This is a genomic window from bacterium (assembly GCA_036524115.1).
GTDB lineage: Bacteria > JAUVQV01 > JAUVQV01 > JAUVQV01 > DATDCY01 > DATDCY01.
Map to the genome: position 1 here is coordinate 1 of DATDCY010000372.1, position 16,012 is coordinate 16,012.

Annotated in this window: 16 protein-coding genes; 7 read left to right on the forward strand and 9 right to left on the reverse strand. The window is 73.1% G+C overall.

Going from position 1 to position 16,012, the window contains the following annotated elements; all coding sequences use genetic code 11:
* Both VI078_18080 and VI078_18085 read right to left on the reverse strand, forming a co-directional pair.
* The coding region (locus VI078_18080; protein HEY6001198.1) for a phosphoribosyltransferase family protein at positions 1 to 384 on the reverse strand (384 nt) is incomplete at its 3' end.
* 370 nt (positions 385 to 754) lie between these two features.
* A complete protein-coding gene (locus VI078_18085) occupies positions 755 to 1,708 on the reverse strand; it encodes a cytidylate kinase family protein (protein HEY6001199.1) in 954 nt (317 codons plus the stop codon).
* 150 nt (positions 1,709 to 1,858) lie between these two features.
* On the opposite strand from VI078_18085, the gene VI078_18090 reads away from it, so the two are divergent.
* From VI078_18090 to waaF, 4 genes are all read left to right on the forward strand, one after another.
* A complete protein-coding gene (locus VI078_18090; protein ID HEY6001200.1) occupies positions 1,859 to 2,185 on the forward strand; it encodes a YajD family HNH nuclease in 327 nt (108 codons plus the stop codon).
* Between the two features lie 9 nt (positions 2,186 to 2,194).
* On the forward strand, positions 2,195 to 3,001 hold the full coding sequence (locus VI078_18095; protein HEY6001201.1) for an RNA methyltransferase: 807 nt from the start codon (positions 2,195 to 2,197) through the stop codon (positions 2,999 to 3,001).
* A gap of 348 nt (positions 3,002 to 3,349) precedes the next feature.
* Complete coding sequence (locus VI078_18100; GenBank protein HEY6001202.1) at positions 3,350 to 3,745, forward strand: isoamylase early set domain-containing protein; 396 nt, start codon at positions 3,350 to 3,352, stop codon at positions 3,743 to 3,745.
* A gap of 167 nt (positions 3,746 to 3,912) precedes the next feature.
* Complete coding sequence (gene waaF, locus VI078_18105) at positions 3,913 to 4,920, forward strand: lipopolysaccharide heptosyltransferase II (GenBank protein HEY6001203.1); 1,008 nt, start codon at positions 3,913 to 3,915, stop codon at positions 4,918 to 4,920.
* On the opposite strand, the gene VI078_18110 is transcribed toward waaF, so the two are convergent.
* Positions 4,917 to 5,720, reverse strand: coding sequence for a cytidylate kinase-like family protein (locus VI078_18110; protein HEY6001204.1), 804 nt, complete (start codon positions 5,718 to 5,720; stop codon positions 4,917 to 4,919). The two genes, waaF and VI078_18110, sit on opposite strands and share 4 nt — an antisense overlap.
* A gap of 19 nt (positions 5,721 to 5,739) precedes the next feature.
* Positions 5,740 to 6,501 carry a TerC family protein gene (locus VI078_18115; GenBank protein ID HEY6001205.1) on the reverse strand — a complete coding sequence of 254 codons (762 nt, stop codon included), beginning with the start codon at positions 6,499 to 6,501 and terminating at the stop codon, positions 5,740 to 5,742.
* Positions 6,502 to 6,586: 85 nt separating this feature from the next.
* On the opposite strand from VI078_18115, the gene VI078_18120 reads away from it, so the two are divergent.
* Positions 6,587 to 7,375 carry a glycosyltransferase family 2 protein gene (locus tag VI078_18120; GenBank protein HEY6001206.1) on the forward strand — a complete coding sequence of 263 codons (789 nt, stop codon included), beginning with the start codon at positions 6,587 to 6,589 and terminating at the stop codon, positions 7,373 to 7,375.
* Positions 7,372 to 9,291 (forward strand): ATP-dependent DNA helicase RecQ, encoded by a 1,920-nt coding sequence (locus tag VI078_18125; protein ID HEY6001207.1) that lies wholly within the window; start codon positions 7,372 to 7,374, stop codon positions 9,289 to 9,291. Before VI078_18120 ends, VI078_18125 begins: the two co-directional genes overlap by 4 nt.
* A gap of 40 nt (positions 9,292 to 9,331) precedes the next feature.
* On the opposite strand, the gene VI078_18130 is transcribed toward VI078_18125, so the two are convergent.
* The 5 genes from VI078_18130 to VI078_18150 are packed head-to-tail and all read right to left on the reverse strand — an operon-like array spanning position 9,332 to position 15,394.
* On the reverse strand, positions 9,332 to 11,206 hold the full coding sequence (locus VI078_18130; GenBank protein ID HEY6001208.1) for a GNAT family N-acetyltransferase: 1,875 nt from the start codon (positions 11,204 to 11,206) through the stop codon (positions 9,332 to 9,334).
* 5 nt (positions 11,207 to 11,211) lie between these two features.
* Positions 11,212 to 13,326, reverse strand: coding sequence for an acetate--CoA ligase family protein (locus VI078_18135; protein HEY6001209.1), 2,115 nt, complete (start codon positions 13,324 to 13,326; stop codon positions 11,212 to 11,214).
* Positions 13,323 to 13,985: a CBS domain-containing protein gene (locus VI078_18140; protein ID HEY6001210.1), complete on the reverse strand. Its 663-nt coding sequence runs from the start codon at positions 13,983 to 13,985 to the stop codon at positions 13,323 to 13,325. Before VI078_18140 ends, VI078_18135 begins: the two co-directional genes overlap by 4 nt.
* Positions 13,976 to 15,007 (reverse strand): histone deacetylase, encoded by a 1,032-nt coding sequence (locus tag VI078_18145; protein HEY6001211.1) that lies wholly within the window; start codon positions 15,005 to 15,007, stop codon positions 13,976 to 13,978. The genes VI078_18140 and VI078_18145 overlap by 10 nt, the downstream gene beginning before the upstream one ends.
* An 18-nt stretch (positions 15,008 to 15,025) precedes the next feature.
* Positions 15,026 to 15,394, reverse strand: a complete 369-nt coding sequence (locus tag VI078_18150; GenBank protein ID HEY6001212.1) for a metallopeptidase family protein — start codon at positions 15,392 to 15,394, stop codon at positions 15,026 to 15,028.
* Positions 15,395 to 15,414: 20 nt separating this feature from the next.
* Here VI078_18150 and VI078_18155 point away from each other — a divergent pair.
* On the forward strand, positions 15,415 to 16,012 hold a 598-nt coding region (locus VI078_18155), incomplete at its 3' end, for a GAF domain-containing protein (protein ID HEY6001213.1).

Below are 16,012 nucleotides of genomic sequence, written 5' to 3' on the forward strand. Positions count from 1 at the left end.
CCGGTCGAGCAGCGCGCAGACCGCAAGACTCGCGGGGTCGCGCGCGCCGAGGTTCTTCACGAGGTAGCCGAGCGTGAGGCCGGTGTCCACGATGTCCTCCACGATGAGCACGTCGCGCCCGGTGACGGCGATGTCGAGGTCCTTCTCGATGCGCACCGCGCCGCCGCGGCGGCCGGCGCCGTAGCGGGTGATCGCCATGAAGTCGACGTTGACGGGCACGGTGATCGCGCGCGCCAGGTCCGCGAGGAAGACGAACGAGCCCTTGAGCACGGAGACGAGCACCGGCGTGCGGCCGGCATAGTCGCGCGAAATGTCCGCGCCCAGCTCGCGCACCCGTTGCCGCAGCGTCTCCTCCGCGATCACGATCTCGAGATCACCGTCCACGCGATGCCCCCCGTTGCAAATCGTCCGGGCGGGATTATATTGCAGACAGGCCCCGAGAGGTTGGAAGGCGGCGCCTGTAGGGAGATGGGCAAAGGCTGGCTCCAGAGCTCATGTTGAGCCTGTGCCAGGAACCCGAGACCGTTAGGTGATTCCCTCAGGCGAGTGAGGCCACCGATCACTCGGGGCCTCTGTGCATTCGGCCGCCGATAAGGGCCCGTCTGCTGCGTTGCGTTCCTCGGGTCTGCCTGCGGCGGCCACGAGGCCGCCTCAGCATCCACTTCGTCGCGCGCCTTGCATCCGGACCCTTCTCGGCGGCCTCCCCGCCGAGGCTGAAGTCGGCCGCTGATAACGGCCCGTCTGTGGCAATCCGCTACTCCAGGCCGAACTTCTGCGCCAGCTTCCTGAAGTCGCGGCCGTAGAAGATCAGCAGCTTCTTGTCCGGGTAGCGCTCGCGGAAGAGGCGGACCTTGCGGTTCTTCTTCGTCACGAGCGACTGCTTCATCGTCGTCAGCTCGAGGTAGGCGTCCAGCTCGGGGAGGTAGAAGTCCGGCGAGAAGCTCGACTTGACGCGCCCGTCCGGCCACCACTCGACGGGGAACGTCTCCGGCTCGTACCGCCAGGGGATGCCGTAGAAATCGAGCACCTTCGCGAACTCGGCCTCGCTCTCGTTGGCGAAGCGCGCTCCGGCCGGGCGCGCGGGGAGAGGGTCGAGCGCGATCTCCCGCGCGCCGCGCTCCGCCGCGCAGGCCCGGATCTCCTCGAACATGGGGGCGCGCCGCAGCCCGACGGCGCCCGCCGCCTGCTCGATGAGCGCCGCCGTCTCCTCGACACCGAAGGCGTCCACCCGCAGCACGCAGTCGTAGTGCTCGGTGCGCGCGATGTCCGCCCCGTGAAGACGGCGGACGATCCGGCGGCGCTCCCGCTCCCGCCGCTCCAGGGCGGCGACGCTGCGACCGGTGCCCTGCTCGCGGGCGGTCGCGAGCCGGTACTCGAGCGAGGCGACGAGGCGCACGTGAAGGGTGCCGGGGCACCCCTTGAAGAGGAACTGCCCGCCGTGGCCGAGGAGCACGAGGTTCTCGCGGAAGGCGAGGTGCCAGATGATGCCCTCGGTCGCCGCCGGGACGGCGCCTTCCTCCGCGTGCGCGGCCGCCCCCGCCGGCGGCGGCTCGGCGATCCTGCCGATGGCGGAGAGCAGGTCGTAGCTGTAGAGCAGCTCGCGCATCAGCGTCCGATCGACGAGCCGGAACCCGAGCCGGCGCGCCACCGCGGCGGCGACCTCCTCGCCGCGGCAGGACTCGACCCGGGAAATGGTCACGATCGCCATGGGGCAGCGGAACTATAGCGCCGAAGCGCGCGCCGGCCAATCCCCGGCGACGTCGGCACGCCGCGGACCCGCACAAGCCTGGCGGGCGGCGGTCGCGACCCGGGAATCGCGGATTTGCGGACGCCCGGCGCGGCGCGGTAGGATGGGGCCATGGCCGCGCGCAGGAGACTGCGGGACATGAAGCCGGCGGCGGGCGCCGACCGCCCGGTCTCCGACATCGTCAATGAACTGCGGCAAAGCGCCCCCGGGGCCGATTACCGGGAGCAGAGCCTGCGCATCCACGGCCTGATCTGCGCCAAGTGCGGCCGCGAGTTCGAGGACGCCGACCGCCGGCTGCTGACCGTCCACCACAAGGACGGCAACCACCGCAACAACCCGCCGGACGGCTCCAACTGGGAGAACCTCTGCGTCTACTGCCACGAGGACGAGCACAGTCGCGGCGCCCTCGGAGAATACTATCGCAAGGCGCGGGGCTGAGAGGCGCCGATGAAGGAGATCACCGGGGGCCGCAACCCGGCGCTCCAGCGCTATCGCTCCCTGCGCGATGCGGCCGGGCGGCGCGAGACCGGGCTTGCCGCGGCGGAGGGGTTCAACCTGCTGCGCGAGGCGCTGCTCTCCGACGCCCAGCTCGTCCAGGTCTTCGTCAGCGACCGCGCGCGGCGACGCCCCGACTTCGAGTCCCTGGCGGCGCGGCTCGAAGCGGGGGAGGCCGCGGGCCGCTGGGAGTGCTTCGCGGTGCCGGGCGAGTTGCTCGAGCGCTTCGCGCACACCGAGAGCCCGCAGGGGGCCCTGGCGGTCTTCCGGCCGCGGGGCTTCACGCTGGCGGACGCGTTGGCCGGGGACGGCCCGGTGCTGCTGCTCGACCGCCTCGCGGACCCCGGGAACGTCGGCCTGATCCTGCGGACCGCGGAGGCGGCCGGCGCCGCGGGCGTGGTTCTGACCCCGGGAAGCGCCGATCCCCTCAACCCCAAGAGCGTGCGCGCCAGCGCGGGCAGCGTCTTCCGGCTGCCGGTGGCGCACGTCCCGCTCGGCGCGGCGGTCGGTGCCCTGGCGGCGGGCGGGCGGCGCCTCTACGCCACCTCGCCGCACGGCGGGGTCGAGTACACCGCGGCGGACCTCGCCGGGCGCATCGGCCTCCTGCTCGGCCACGAGGGCGGCGGGCTCGACGCGGCGTTGCTCGAACGCTTCGACGCGATCCGCATCCCGACGGGGCGCGTCGAGTCGCTCAACGTGGCGATGGCCGCGGGCGTCCTTCTCTACGAGTCCCGCCGCCAACGCGCCGGGCGCCGATAAGAGGCCATCTGCGGCGTCAGGCTTCGTCCTGCGTCGCTGCGGCGTGCGGCACAGCACGCCTCACTCCTCGGACTCGCCTTCCTCGCATCTGACCCCTTCTCGGCGCCCGGCGATGGCACTCGGGGAATCACCGGTCGAATGACTGGCGAGCAGGTCGTCGTCCGAGTGACATTCCCTGCAAGAGCGATGTTCCTGGGCAGGCCAAGGCGTGAAGGCGTGGACACGGTTGCGCGCACCCGGGAAGATCACTATTATTACAGGCGAATTTCTCGACCCCGACATAGCCACCGGACAGGACCCCGACCGGAAGCATCTTGGCGGGGGCCTCTTCGGCAAGGAGGAGTGACGATGGCAAAGGCAAGGAGCAAGACCCCGGCGGCGAAGACCGCGCCGGCCAAGGCGTCCGCGGCCGAGAAGACGAAGGCTGTTGCGCGGCCGGCGGGCATCCGCAAGAAGTACCTCAAGGCACGCCCGGCGTGCCAGGTGACGTTCGTGCTGCCGAAGGACGCGGCGCCGGACGCCGAATCGGTCTGCGTTCTCGGGGAGTTCAACGACTGGTCCCAGGACGCGAACCCGCTCAGGAGGCTCAAGGACGGCGACTTCACGGTCACGCTCGAGCTGGAGACGGGCCGCTCCTACCGCTTCCGCTACGTCATCGACGGCTGGAAATACGAGAACGACTGGTACGCCGACCGGTACGAGCCCAACCCTTACGGCGGCGAAGACTCAGTAGTCGACGTGTAGTCGGGGGCCGATACGGGCCCGTCTGCGGCGTCGCGCTCCGCGCGCCTACCTGCGGCGTACGCTCGTACGCCTCGGCATTCGCTTGTCGCGCTCCTTGCATCCAGACCCGTCTCGACCCCCTCCAGCCAATTGAATCGGGGTTGAAGGGAGGAGTACCCTCAGCGGCCATGGAGCGCAGCCCCGGCCGGATCGCCGTGAGGACTCCCAATTGGCTGGGCGACCTGATGATGGCCACGGGGACCCTGCGGGCCATCCTCGAGCGCTTCCCCGAGGCGACGGTCGACCTTGTGGTGCGCGCCGGCCACGAGGGGTTGCCGCTCCCGCGGCGCGGGCGGGTCCTGGCCTTCGACCGGCGGCGCTCCCCGGCCGGGGCGTTCGGCGCCTCTCTCGCGCCCGCCGGCTACGGCCGCTTCTACGTCCTGCCGCCGAGCTTCTCGGCCGCCTGGATGGCCTGGCGCAGCCGGGCGCCGGAGCGGGTCGGCTACCGCGGGCAGTGGCGGGGCCCGCTGCTGCGGCCGGCGCTAGCGCACCGCGCGCGCCCTCGCAGCGTGCACCTGGCGCGCGAGTTCCTCGATCTCGTCGACCCCGGGCTGGAGCTCGACTGCTACCCGCCGCGGCTCGACATCCCCGCGGGGTGGGCGGCGGAGCGGCTCGGGGCGATCTGCCGGCAGCTGCCGGAGCGCTTCGTGGCGCTGGCCCCGGGCGCGGTCTACGGGCCGGCGAAGGCCTGGCCCGCAGAGCGCTATCGTGGCCTGGCGCGTGCCCTGCGGGAGCGGACCGGGTGGCCCGTGGTCATCGTCGGGACGGCTGAGGAGCACGCGCTTGGCGAGACGGTCCGCGACGGCGAGGAGGGCGTGCTCAACTGGTGCGGCACGACGGACCTCCCCGCGCTCGTGGCCGTCCTCTCCCGCGCCGTCCTGCTCGTGAGCAACGACTCGGGGGCGATGCACGTCGCCGCGGCGCTCCACCGCCCCCAGGTGGCGATCTTCGGCTCGACCTCGCCCGCGTGGACGCGGCCGCTCAACGCGCGGGCGGCAGTGCTCTCCGCGGGTCTCGCGTGCGCGCCGTGCTTTGCGCGCCGCTGCCGCTTCGGGCACACCGACTGCCTCGGGAAGATCACCGTCCCGGCGGTCCTCGACGCCGCGCTGGGCCTGCTCGCCGGCGGGCCAGCCTAGCGGAAGCGCAGGTCGAAGCGCACGGGGAAGGCGCCGGCGTGCGCGCAGGCGGCCTCCTCGATCCGGCGCCGCTCTTCCGGCTGGTGCAGCACCCCGCGCACGGCGATGGCGCCCCCATCCTCTGCCACTTCCAGCGTGGTCAGCTGCTGGAGGTGCGGGTCGGTGCAGAGCGCCGCGCGCACCCGCGCCGCACCGAGGCGTCGCGCGAGGATCCGTCGCGACACCTCCCGGTCGGCGACGTCGTGGGCGGCGAGCCGCGCGAGGATGTCCTGGACGACCACCGGTGGATCGAGCAGGCTCGTGTCGTACGTCGCGTGGTAGAGCGAGGCCTCGTCCCAGCGGCCCCCGTAGACGGCGCGCACGAACGCGGCCCGCTGCCGGTCCACGCTCTCCACCATCCGCCGGACGCTGTCGTGGTCGGCGTGCTCGCGGCGCATGATGCACTCGATGCGCGAGGCGAGCGGGGCGACCACGCGCACGTGCAGCGCGGTCGGCACCCCGGCGAGCAGGAGCGCGCCGCCCCGGCCCACGATGACCACGCGATCCCCCGCCGCCGCCTCGAGCAGGTGCCGCTGCAGCAGGGCCGCGTAGCCGCGGAAGGACCAGTCGAAGCGCTCCCAGACCGTGGGCGAGTGCTCGTCGTACTCGTCGCCGAAGCGCTCCCAGCGCGGATCGGCGGCCCGCAGCGACGCCAGCAGGGACACGCGGTCCTCGTAGGCGTAGCCGAGGCGCTCGGCGACGGCGCGGCCGATCTCGCGGCCGCCGCTGCCGTACTCGCGGGAGATCGTCAGTATGGCCATGGCGCGTGCCCTCCCTCCCTCAATCGCTCGCCGCTCCCTCGCCGGGGCCGGGACAGGACGCGCCGCCCGGGCGGTCGTTGCCGCCGGTGCGCGCCGCGGCCAGGCGCAGCCAGAGCCGGCCAACCACGATGACCCCGACCGCCGCCGTCGCCTCGGCGGCCCAGATCCCCTGCTGCGGCACCTCGGCGAAGCTGCGGACCGCCGGGTCGGTGAGGATCATCTCCGCGGCGACCTTGCCGAGCACCGCCGCCCCGGCGTAGACGATGGCCGGGTAGCGGTCCATGAGCAGCGAGAGCAGCCCGCTCGTGAAGATGACGAACGGGATGGACAGCGTCAGCCCGAACAGCAGCAGGAAGATGTTGCCGCCGGAGGCGCCGCCGACCGCGAGCATGTTGTCGAGGGCCATGGTGATGTCGGCGACCACGATGACCCGCACCGCCTGCCAGACGCTGGTGGCCTGCCGCTCCCCGGCCTCCTCGGGCGCCCCCTCGACGAAGAGCTTGACGGCGATCCAGGCGATGAGCGCGCCGCCGGCGAGCTTGACGTAGGGGGCGCGCAGCAGCTGCGCGACGAAGAACGTCGCCACGACGCGCAGCGCCACGGCGGCGCCCGAGCCGAGGAGGATGCCGCGCCGGCGCTGCTCGCGCGGGAGCGAGCGCACCGCCATCGCGATGACGACCGCATTGTCGCCGGCGAGGATCAGGTCGATGAGGACGATGCTCGCGAGCGCCGAGAAGAAGCCGGCGTCGAAGGTCAGCCTGCCGAACGAGCCGAGGTCCACCGCTGTCCCTCCGTGGCGTGTGCCCCTAGTGTCGAAACCGGCGGCGCGGTTGTCAACCGCCGGCGCGCGCCGTACACTCCCGCGAATGGCAGCGGTCCGCGAACCCCGGGCGACCCTCTCGGTCTGCGTCATCGCCGGCAACGAGGAGGACCGGATCGCCGGCTGCCTCGCGTCCGTCGCCTGGGCGGACGAGATCATCGTCGTGGATTCGGTGAGCGCCGACCGCACGGCGGAGATCGCACGCGCTTCCGGGGCGCGCGTCATCGTCCGGGAGTGGCCCGGCTACGTCGCGCAGAAGAACTTCGCGCTCGAGCAGGCCACGGGCGACTGGGTGCTCTGCCTCGATGCCGACGAGCGCATCTCGCCGCGGCTGGCCGAGGGCATTCGCGGCGTGCTCGCGGGAGACGGCGGAGCTTTCGCCGCCTACCGCATGGCGCGCCGGACCTTCCACCTCGGGCGCTGGATCCTGCACGGGGGCTGGTACCCGGACCGCAAGGTGCGCCTGGTGCGCCGCGGCCGCGCGCGCTGGGGCGGGATCGACCCGCACGACCGGCTGGAGCCGGACGGCGCCATTGGCGACCTGGCCGGGGACATCGAGCACTACACCTACCGGGACATCGCGGACCACCTGCGGACGATCGACCGCTTCACCACCGTTGCCGCCCGCGAGCTGCACGCGCGCGGGCGCGGCGGGGCGCTGCGCGGGATGCTCCTGCACCCGCCGGCGAAGTTCCTGAAGATGTACCTGCTCAAGGCCGGCTTCCTCGACGGCGCCCCGGGCTTCGTGATCGCGGTCCTCGGCGGCTACTACGTCTTCCTCAAGTACGCGAAGCTCTGGGAGCTGCGGCGCGCGGCGGGGCGCCGCGAGGCGTGACGCGCCCGCAGGCCCCCGGCCCGAACCCGCCCGCCTCCCCGGACCCGGCGCTCGCGGCGCTGCGGCGGCACTGGGGGTTCGCGGCGTTCCGGCCGCTCCAGCACGAGGCCGTCGGGGCGGCGATCGCAGGGCGCGACCTGCTGCTCGTGCTGCCCACCGGCGGCGGCAAGAGCCTCTGCTACCAGCTCCCGGCCGTCTGCGGGCGCGCCCTCGCGCTGGTGGTCTCGCCGCTGATCGCGCTGATGGACGACCAGGTGGCCGGGGCGCGCGAGGCGGGCCTGCGCGCGGCGGCGCTGCACTCCAACCTCGAGGAGGCGCAGCGGCGGCAGGCGTTCGGCGCGGCCGCGCGCGGCGAGCTGGACCTGCTGTACGTCTCGCCCGAGCGCCTCGCGGCCGGCGACCTGATGGACGTGCTCGCGCCGCGCCTCGGGCTGGTTGCGGTCGACGAGGCCCACTGCGTCTCGCACTGGGGACACGACTTCCGGCCCGAGTACCGCCAGCTCGCGTCCTTCTTCGACCGGGCGCCGGACGCGACGCGCATGGCGCTGACCGCCACGGCCACGCCGCAGGTGCAGGAGGACATCGTCGCGCAGCTCGGCCTGCGCGACCCGCTGCGGCTGGTCGGCCACCCGGACCGGCCGAACCTCGTCTACCGCGCCCACCCGCGGGGCGAGGGCGTGCGCCAGATCCTGGACGTGGTGCGGGCGCACCCCGGCGCGGGCGGGATCGTCTACGCGCTCACGCGCAAGGACACCGAGCGCATCGCCGAGGGGCTGCGGCGCGCCGGCGTCGACGCGCGGCCGTACCACGCCGGCATGGAGCCGGCCGAGCGCGCCCGCGTCCAGGACGACTTCGTCAACGAGCGGCTGCAGGTGGTCGTGGCGACGATCGCCTTCGGCATGGGGATCGACCGCTCGAACGTGCGCTTCGTCGTGCACGCGCACCTGCCGCGCTCGCTCGAGCACTACCAGCAGGAGTCGGGGCGCGCAGGCCGCGACGGGCTGCCCGCCGACTGCGTGCTGCTCGCGAGCGTCGGGGATCTGTTCCGGCACCGCCACCTGGCGCTGCGCGACGGGCCGCTGCCGCCGGAGCGCCGCGCCGCGCTCGATCGCCAGCTCGCGGCCATCGGGCGGTTCGCCGTCGCGCCCGTCTGCCGCCACCGCATCCTCACCGAGCACTTCGGCAGCACGCTCGAGGCGGGGGAGGGCGGCTGCCGCGCCTGCGACGTCTGCCTGGGCGAGACCGCCGAGCTGCCGGCCGGGGAGGCGCTGGAGATCGCGCGCAAGGTCATCAGCGCGGCGTGGCGCTGCGGCAACTCCTTCGGCGCGGCGCACGTGGCGGAGGTGCTGCGCGGGGGCGCCTCCGAGAAGGTGCGCCGCTTCGGCCACGAGCGGCTCTCGGTCTTCGGGCTGCTCGCCGGCGCCCCGGAGGCGGCGGTGCGCTCGTGGATCGACCAGCTCGTCGTGCAGGGCTACCTGGAGATCCGCGAGAAGGAGGGGCTGCCGCTGCTGGCGATGACCGAGGCGGGCCGCGAGCTCTGTCGCGCGGACGGCCCGGTGCGGCTCGGCCGCTTCGAGGAGCGCCCGCGGGCGGGCCGGGGCACAACCGGCGGCAAGGCCGCGGCAAAGGCGGATCGGGCGGCGCAGGCGGAGGCGCTGGGGGACGAGGGGACGGCGCTCTTCGAGCGGCTGCGCGCGCTGCGTCGCCTGATCGCCGACCGCCAGCGCGTGCCGCCCTACGTGGTCTTCTCGGACGCCACGCTGCTGGACATGGCACGGCTGCGGCCGGGGGGCGAGGCCGCGCTGCTGCTCGTCAGGGGCGTCGGGGAGAACAAGCGTGCCCGCTACGGCGCCGCGTTCCTCGCGCTCATCGCCGGCGACGATCCCGAGCGCGCCCTCGAGAAGCTGGAGACCTGACGGCCCGGGCCTGGACCTCGTCTGAGCCCCGGCCCGGGGGTCAGTCGAATTCCATGGAGTAGCTGATGACGTCCTCTTCGATGCGGCTCTGCACCTTGAGGCCGCTGTGGTTGAACACCGCCTGCATCCTGCGGTTCTCGCGCAGGACCTCGGCGGTGAAGCCCGCGATCCCCGCGCGCTTGGCGATCGAGACGAGATGGTTGAAGAGCGCGTGCCCGATGCCGCGGCCCTGCCACTCGTCGCGCACCGTGAACGCCACCTCGGCCCGGTTGGTCTTCTCGTCGAGGTAGTAGCGCCCGACCGCGATGATCTCCTCCCCGTGCGCCTCGGGCACCGTGCCGACGATCGCGACGTCGCGCCGGTGGTCGATGTAGACGTAGTTGAGGATCTCCTTGTGCGTGAAGCGCTGGACCCGCGTCATGAAGCGGTAGTAGACCGTGTCCTGCGAGAGCGCGTAGTGCAGCTCCCGCATCTCCGGCTCGTCCGTCGGGTGCACGGGGCGGAAGGTGACCTGCGTGCCGTCGTCGAGCACGAACGACGTGCGCATCTCGGGGTCGGCGACGACGAAGCGGTCGGCGACCTGCTCCATGTCCCGGCGCAGCAGCCGCGCCTCGATCGCCTCGCGGAAGAGCTGCGTGCGGAACTTCGGCTCCGCGATCGAGATCAGCGCCAGCGCGCGCTCCTGGATGCTCTTGCCGTGCAGGTAGGCGACGCCGTGCTCGGTGACGACGTAGTGCACCGCCCCGCGCGTGGTCACGACGCCGGCGCCCGGCGAGAGGCGCGTGACGATGCGCGAGACCGCCCCGTCCTGCGCCGTCGACGGCAGCGCGATGATCGGCTTGCCCCCGAGCGAGCGCGCCGCGCCGCGGTTGAAGTCGACCTGGCCGCCGATGCCCGAGTAGAAGCGCCCGCCAAGCGAGTCGGCGCAGACCTGGCCGGTGAGGTCGATCTCGAGCGCGGTGTTGATCGCGACCATCTTGTACTGCTTCTGGATGACGCCCGGGTCGTTGACGTACTCGGTCGGCCGGAACGAGAAGAGCGGGTTGTCGCGCACGCAGTCGTAGAGCCGTTGCGAGCCCATGCAGAAGCTGGCCACGACCAGCCCGCGGTCCAGGCGCTTGCGCGTGCCGGTCACCGCCCCGGACTCGATGAGGTCGACGATGCTGTCGGTGAGCAGCTCGGTGTGGATGCCGAGGTCCTTCTTCCTCGTGAGCGCCTGGGCGACCGCGTGGGGGATGCGCCCGATGCCGAACTCGAGGGTCGAGCCGTCCTCGACGAGCCCCGCGATGTGCTCGCCGATCAGGCGCGTGGCCTCGGTCAGCTCCGGCTGCGGGACCTCCAGCAGCTCGCGCTCGGCGGGGACGAGCACGTCGAGGTCGGCCACGTCCATGAAGGAGTCGCCCAGCGTCCGGGGCATCCGCGGGTTGACCTGCGCGATCACCAGCGAGCCGTTCTCGGCCGCGCTCTTGACCACGTCCACCGAGACCCCGAGGCTGACCATGCCGTGGATGTCCGGCGGCGTGACCTGCAGGAGCACCGCGTCGAGGGGGATCTGCCCCGAGTTGAAGAGGTGCGGGATGTCGATGAGCATGATCGGCGTGTAGTCGCCGAGCCCCTCCTGGATGTGGCTGCGGATGTTCGCGCCGATGAAGAAGCTGTTGACGAGGAAGCACTCGGTGAGCTTGCGGTCGGCATACGGGGCGTCGCCCATCGTCAGCAGGTGGATGATCTCCACGTCGGCCAGCTCGTGCGCCCGCCTGACGAGCGCCTCGACGAGCACCGTCGGCGTGCCGCAGCCGGTGCCGATGAACACGCGCTGGCCGGCCCGCAGACGGCCGACCGCCTCCGCGGGGGTCGCGATCATCCCGCGGTAGCGCGTCTGCCAGTCGGGGTCGAAGGGGAAGGGCCGCTGCATCGGCGTCAGGGCCCCGGCGGCGGCGCCGGCGCGCGCAGCAGGATCCGCGCGTCGGCGGCGATCGGCTCGGTGCCGACCTCGCCGACCATCAGCGGGTTGATGTCCATCTCGGCGATCTCGGGGAAGTCGGTCGCCAGCTGGCTGATGCGCTGCAGCCCCGCGGCGATGGCCCCGACGTCGACGGCGCGCTGCCCGCGGGCGCCGCGCAGCAGGGCGTAGGAGCGGGTCGCCGAGAGCATCTGCAGGGCCTCGTCGGCCGTGATCGGCGCGAGGTGGAAGGCGACGTCCTTCATGACCTCGACGAAGATGCCGCCGAGGCCGAACATGAGCATCGGGCCGAACTGCCGGTCGCGCGTCATGCCGAGGATGACCTCGAAGCCGCGGGGCACCATGCGCTCGACGTAGAAGCCCTCGACGTGCGCCTCGGGCGCGTGCTCGCGCACCCGCAGGCTCATGAGGTCGAAGGCGTCCGTGACCTCGCGGCGCGTGGTGATGCCGACGCGCACGCCGCCGATGTCGGTCTTGTGCACGATGTCGGGCGAGACGACCTTCATCACGACCGGGTAGCCGATGTGCTCGGCCGTCTCCACGGCCTCGGCCGCCGACGTCGCCAGCGCCCCCGGGGGGATGCGGAAGCCGTAGGCGGCGAGCACGCTCTTGGCCTTGACCTCGCCGAGCTGCAGGCGGCCGGTCAGCAGGCGGCGCGAGATGATGCGCTCGACGCGCCGGCGGTTGACGCGGAAGCGCGTGACGACGCGCGGCGGGCGGCTGCGCCAGGCGGCGTACTCGCGCATCGCCCGCAGCGCGGCGACGGCGCGCTCGGGCGAGGGGTACTCCGGCAGGCTCGCGGCGACGAGCTCCTCGCGGCCGGGCAGCACCTCGCGCCCGCCCATGAAGGCCGCGAGCACCGGCTTGTCGCCGCGCAGCCCCCCGGCCACGGCGCGCGCGGTCTCGGCCGCCCGGGTCATCGCCTGGGGGGTGAGCAGCACGATGATGCCGTCGACGCCGGGGTCGTCCTGCGCCGCCTCCAGCGCGGCGGCGTAGCGCGCCGGGTCGGCGTCCCCGAGCACGTCCACGGGGTTGCCGGTGCCGGCCGCGCGCGGCAGGTGCGAGCGCAGCGCCGCCGTCGTGTTGCGCCCGAGGGCGGCGACGCGCATCCCGGCCTTCTCGATCGCGTCGGCGGCCATCGTCCCCGGGCCGCCGGCGTTGGTCACGATCAGCACCCGGTCGCCGCGCGGCAGCGGCTGCATCGACAGCGCCGTCGCGTAGTCGAGGATCTGCTCGAAGACGTCCGCGCGGATGACGCCGGAGCGGAGGAACGCCGCGCCGAAGGCGATCTCCGTGCCCGCGAGCACGCCGGTGTGGGACGAGGCGGCGCGCAGCCCCGCCTGGGTCGTCCCGGCCTTCATCAGCACCACCGGCTTGCGGGAGGCCGCCTCCTCGGCCGCTTCCATGAAGCGGTCGCCGGTCGTGATGTTCTCGAGGTAGCCGACGATGACCTTGGTCTGGGGGTCGGCGGCGAGCGCCTCGAGCAGGTCGACCTCGGTCAGGTCGGCCTTGTTGCCGATGCTCACGAGCTTGGCCAGCCCGAAGCCCCTGCCCGCCGCGTGATCGAGGATCGCGGTGCACAGCGCCCCCGACTGGGAGAAGACGGAGATGCTCCCGGGGCGCGGCATCCTGCCGGCGAACGAGGCGTTCATCCGGTGGGCGGTGTTGATGACCCCGAGGCAGTTCGGGCCGAGCAGCCGCACCCGCTGCGAGGCGCAGAGGTGCGCGATGTGCGCCTCCAGCTCGGCGCCCTCGGGGCCGCTCTCGCGGAAGCCGGCCGTGATCACGGCGACCGCCCGCGCGCCGGCGCGGATGCACTCCTCGACCGCTGCCGCCACCGCGGCCGGCGGCACGACAACGACGCCGAGGTCGATCCGCGCGCCGGCGGCCTCCAGCGTCGGGAAGCAGGGCAGCCCGAGGACCTCCGCGGCCGCGGGGTTCACCGGCACGATCCGGCCGGCGAAACCGCCGGCGACCAGGTTCGCGAGGATGTCGTGCCCGACCTTCCCGGGGGTGCGCGACGCCCCGACGACGGCCACCGCCCCGGGCGTCAGCAGCGCCTCGAGGGTCACGGCGCCGCCCCTTCCCCGGGCTTGCGGGACACCGTCTCGAGCCCCGCCGCGCGCAACACCTCGCGCACGCCGTGGAGGTTGTACGTCAGCACGCGGGCGTAGACGACCGCACCGTCGCCGTCCTCCTTGCGGACGAGCCGCGTGCACGTCGTGCCGGCCTCCTCCAGCGCCCGCACGATGCGCGTGAGCAGCTGCGGGCGGCCGTCGTCGCGGACCTCGATGAGCGAGGAGCCGGGCGCGCCGATCCCGAAGAGCCGCCGGAACGCGGCGAGCACGTCCCGCACGGTGATGACGCCCAGGAGCAGCCCGTCGTGGTCGACCACCCCCAGCGCCCCGATGCGGTGGCGGTCGAAGAGCAGCAGCGCGTCGTCGAGCGTCGCCTCGCGCGGCAGCGCGATCGGCGGGCGGCTCATGATCGCGTCGACACGCACCCGCGCGAGCCGCTCGAGCTGGTCGACGCGCACCGTGGGGTTGAGGACGGTCGACGGCAGCGCCGAGCGCAGGTCGCGGTCGCTGACCATGCCGACGAGGCGCCCGGCGGCGTCCGTCACCGGGAAGTGGCGGATGCTCTTGCCGGCGGCCAGGTCGCGCGCCTGCAGCAGCGTCATCTCCGGGTGCAGGCAGACGGGGTCGGTGCTCATCGCCATGGCTATGTACATGCGGTCCCCTCCGTGGCGCCGTCCGTCTCCGCGAGCCCGAGCAGGTACTCCTCGGCGGCCTCGCAGAGCGCGCCGATATGGTACCCCCCCTCGAGGAGGGAGACGACGCGGCCGCCGGTGAACTCGGCCGCCCAGAGGGCGACGGCGCGCCCGAAGCAGCGGTAGAGCGCGCTCGAGTAGCCGAGCCCCGACATGTCGTCGAGCAGGTGGCCGTCGAAGCCGGCGGCGACGAGGATCGCCTCCGGGCGGAAAGCGCGGACGGCGGGGTCGACCTGTTCCGCGATCGCGACGCGGGCGTCGTCGTCGCGCGCGCCGGGCAGCAGCGGGACGTTGAGCGTCGCGCCCTCGCCCGGGCCGGTGCCCGTCTCCTCGGCGTAGCCGGTGCCGGGGAAGCTGAAGGTCGGGTGCTCGTGGATGCTCACGTAGAGCACGTCGGCGTCGGCCTCGAAGGCGTGCTGGATGCCGTTGCCGTGGTGGGCGTCGAAGTCGAAGACGAGCACGCGCCGCCGCCCGTGCGCCCGCCGCCAGTAGCGCGCGGCGATCACCGCGTTGTTGAGGAAGCAGAAGCCCAGCGCCTTCGCGCGCTCGGCGTGGTGCCCCGGGGGGCGCACCGCGCAGAAGGCCAGCGGCGCCCGCCCGGCCTCGACCAGGTCGATGGCCGCGGGGCCGGCGCCCGCCGCGACGAGGGCCGCCCGGTAGGAGCCCTCCCCGAGCTGGTTGTCGCGGTGGTCGAACCACTCCCGCCCCGAGAGCGCGGCCTCCTCGAAGCGCAGCAGGTACGCCTCCTCGTGCGTGTCGCGCAGTTCGTACCAGTCGGCCGCGCGCACCGTCTCCTCGATGAGCACCGGCGCCAGCGGCCCGCCGCGCAGCCGCTTGCAGACCGCGGTGACGCGCTCGCGCGTCTCCGGGTGGACGCCCCAGGTGGCGTGTTCGAGGCAGCGCTCGTCGCTCATGAGGATCAGGGGCCGCATCGCCGGGTCAGTGTAGCAGGAAACTACCACCCGCCTGCGCGGGCTGTCCACCAACAACAACTCTCAAGTTCAGGCCGGCAATTCGTCCTCGTCGAGGCCGAAGTAGTGGCCCAGCTCGTGGATGACGGTCGTGCGCACCTCGTCGATCACCTGCTGGCGCGTCTCGCAGTCCCAGAGGATCGGCAGCCGGTAGATCGCGATGCGGTCGGGGAGCACGGGCGCGTCCGGGCCGCGCTCGGGCAGCGGCACGCCGTGGTAGAGCCCGTAGAGGTCGTCCTCCTCGGGATCGAGGCCGACGGATTCGAGGTCCTCGACGCTCGGTTCCTCCTCGACGACGACCGCGACGTTCTTCATCGCCGCCGCGAACTCCTCGGGCAGACGGGTCAGCGCCTCGCTCACCAGCCGGCGGAACTCGCCGGGGTTGATCTCGATCGGCATCGCGCGGCTATAATGCACCCATGTCCCCACGGAAGAAAGAGCCGCTCGGCGTCGCCGCGCTCGAGGACATCGGCCGGCTGATCCTGCACTCGCACGACCTGGACGAGACGCTGCGCAACGTTGTCGACTTCGTCGCGCGGCGCGCCGGCACCGACGTCTGCTCGATCTACCTGCTGGCCGAGGACGGCGAGACCCTCGAGCTGCGCGCCAGCCACGGGCTGGCCAAGAAGGCGGTCGGCAAGGTCAGCATGAAGGTCGGCGAGGGGCTCACCGGCCTGGTCGCGCGCGAGCGGCGCGTCGTCGCGGTGCGCGAGCCGCAGGAGCACCCGCTCTATCGCTACTTCAAGGAGACCGGCGAGGAGCGCTTCCACAGCTTCTTCGGGCTGCCGCTGCTCGATCGCAGCGAGCCGATCGGCGTGCTGGTGCTCCAGACGCGCGAGCCGCGCGAGTTCACGCCCGAGGAGACCAGCGCGCTCGCCTCGATCGCGCACCAGGTGGCCGCGATCGTGGTCAACGCGCGGCTTCTCGACACGGTGCGGCGCACCGAGGACGCGGCCCGGCGCTACGCGGGCGAGCTCGAGCGGCTGCGCCGCGGCGGCGGCCCGGGCGAGGCGGCGG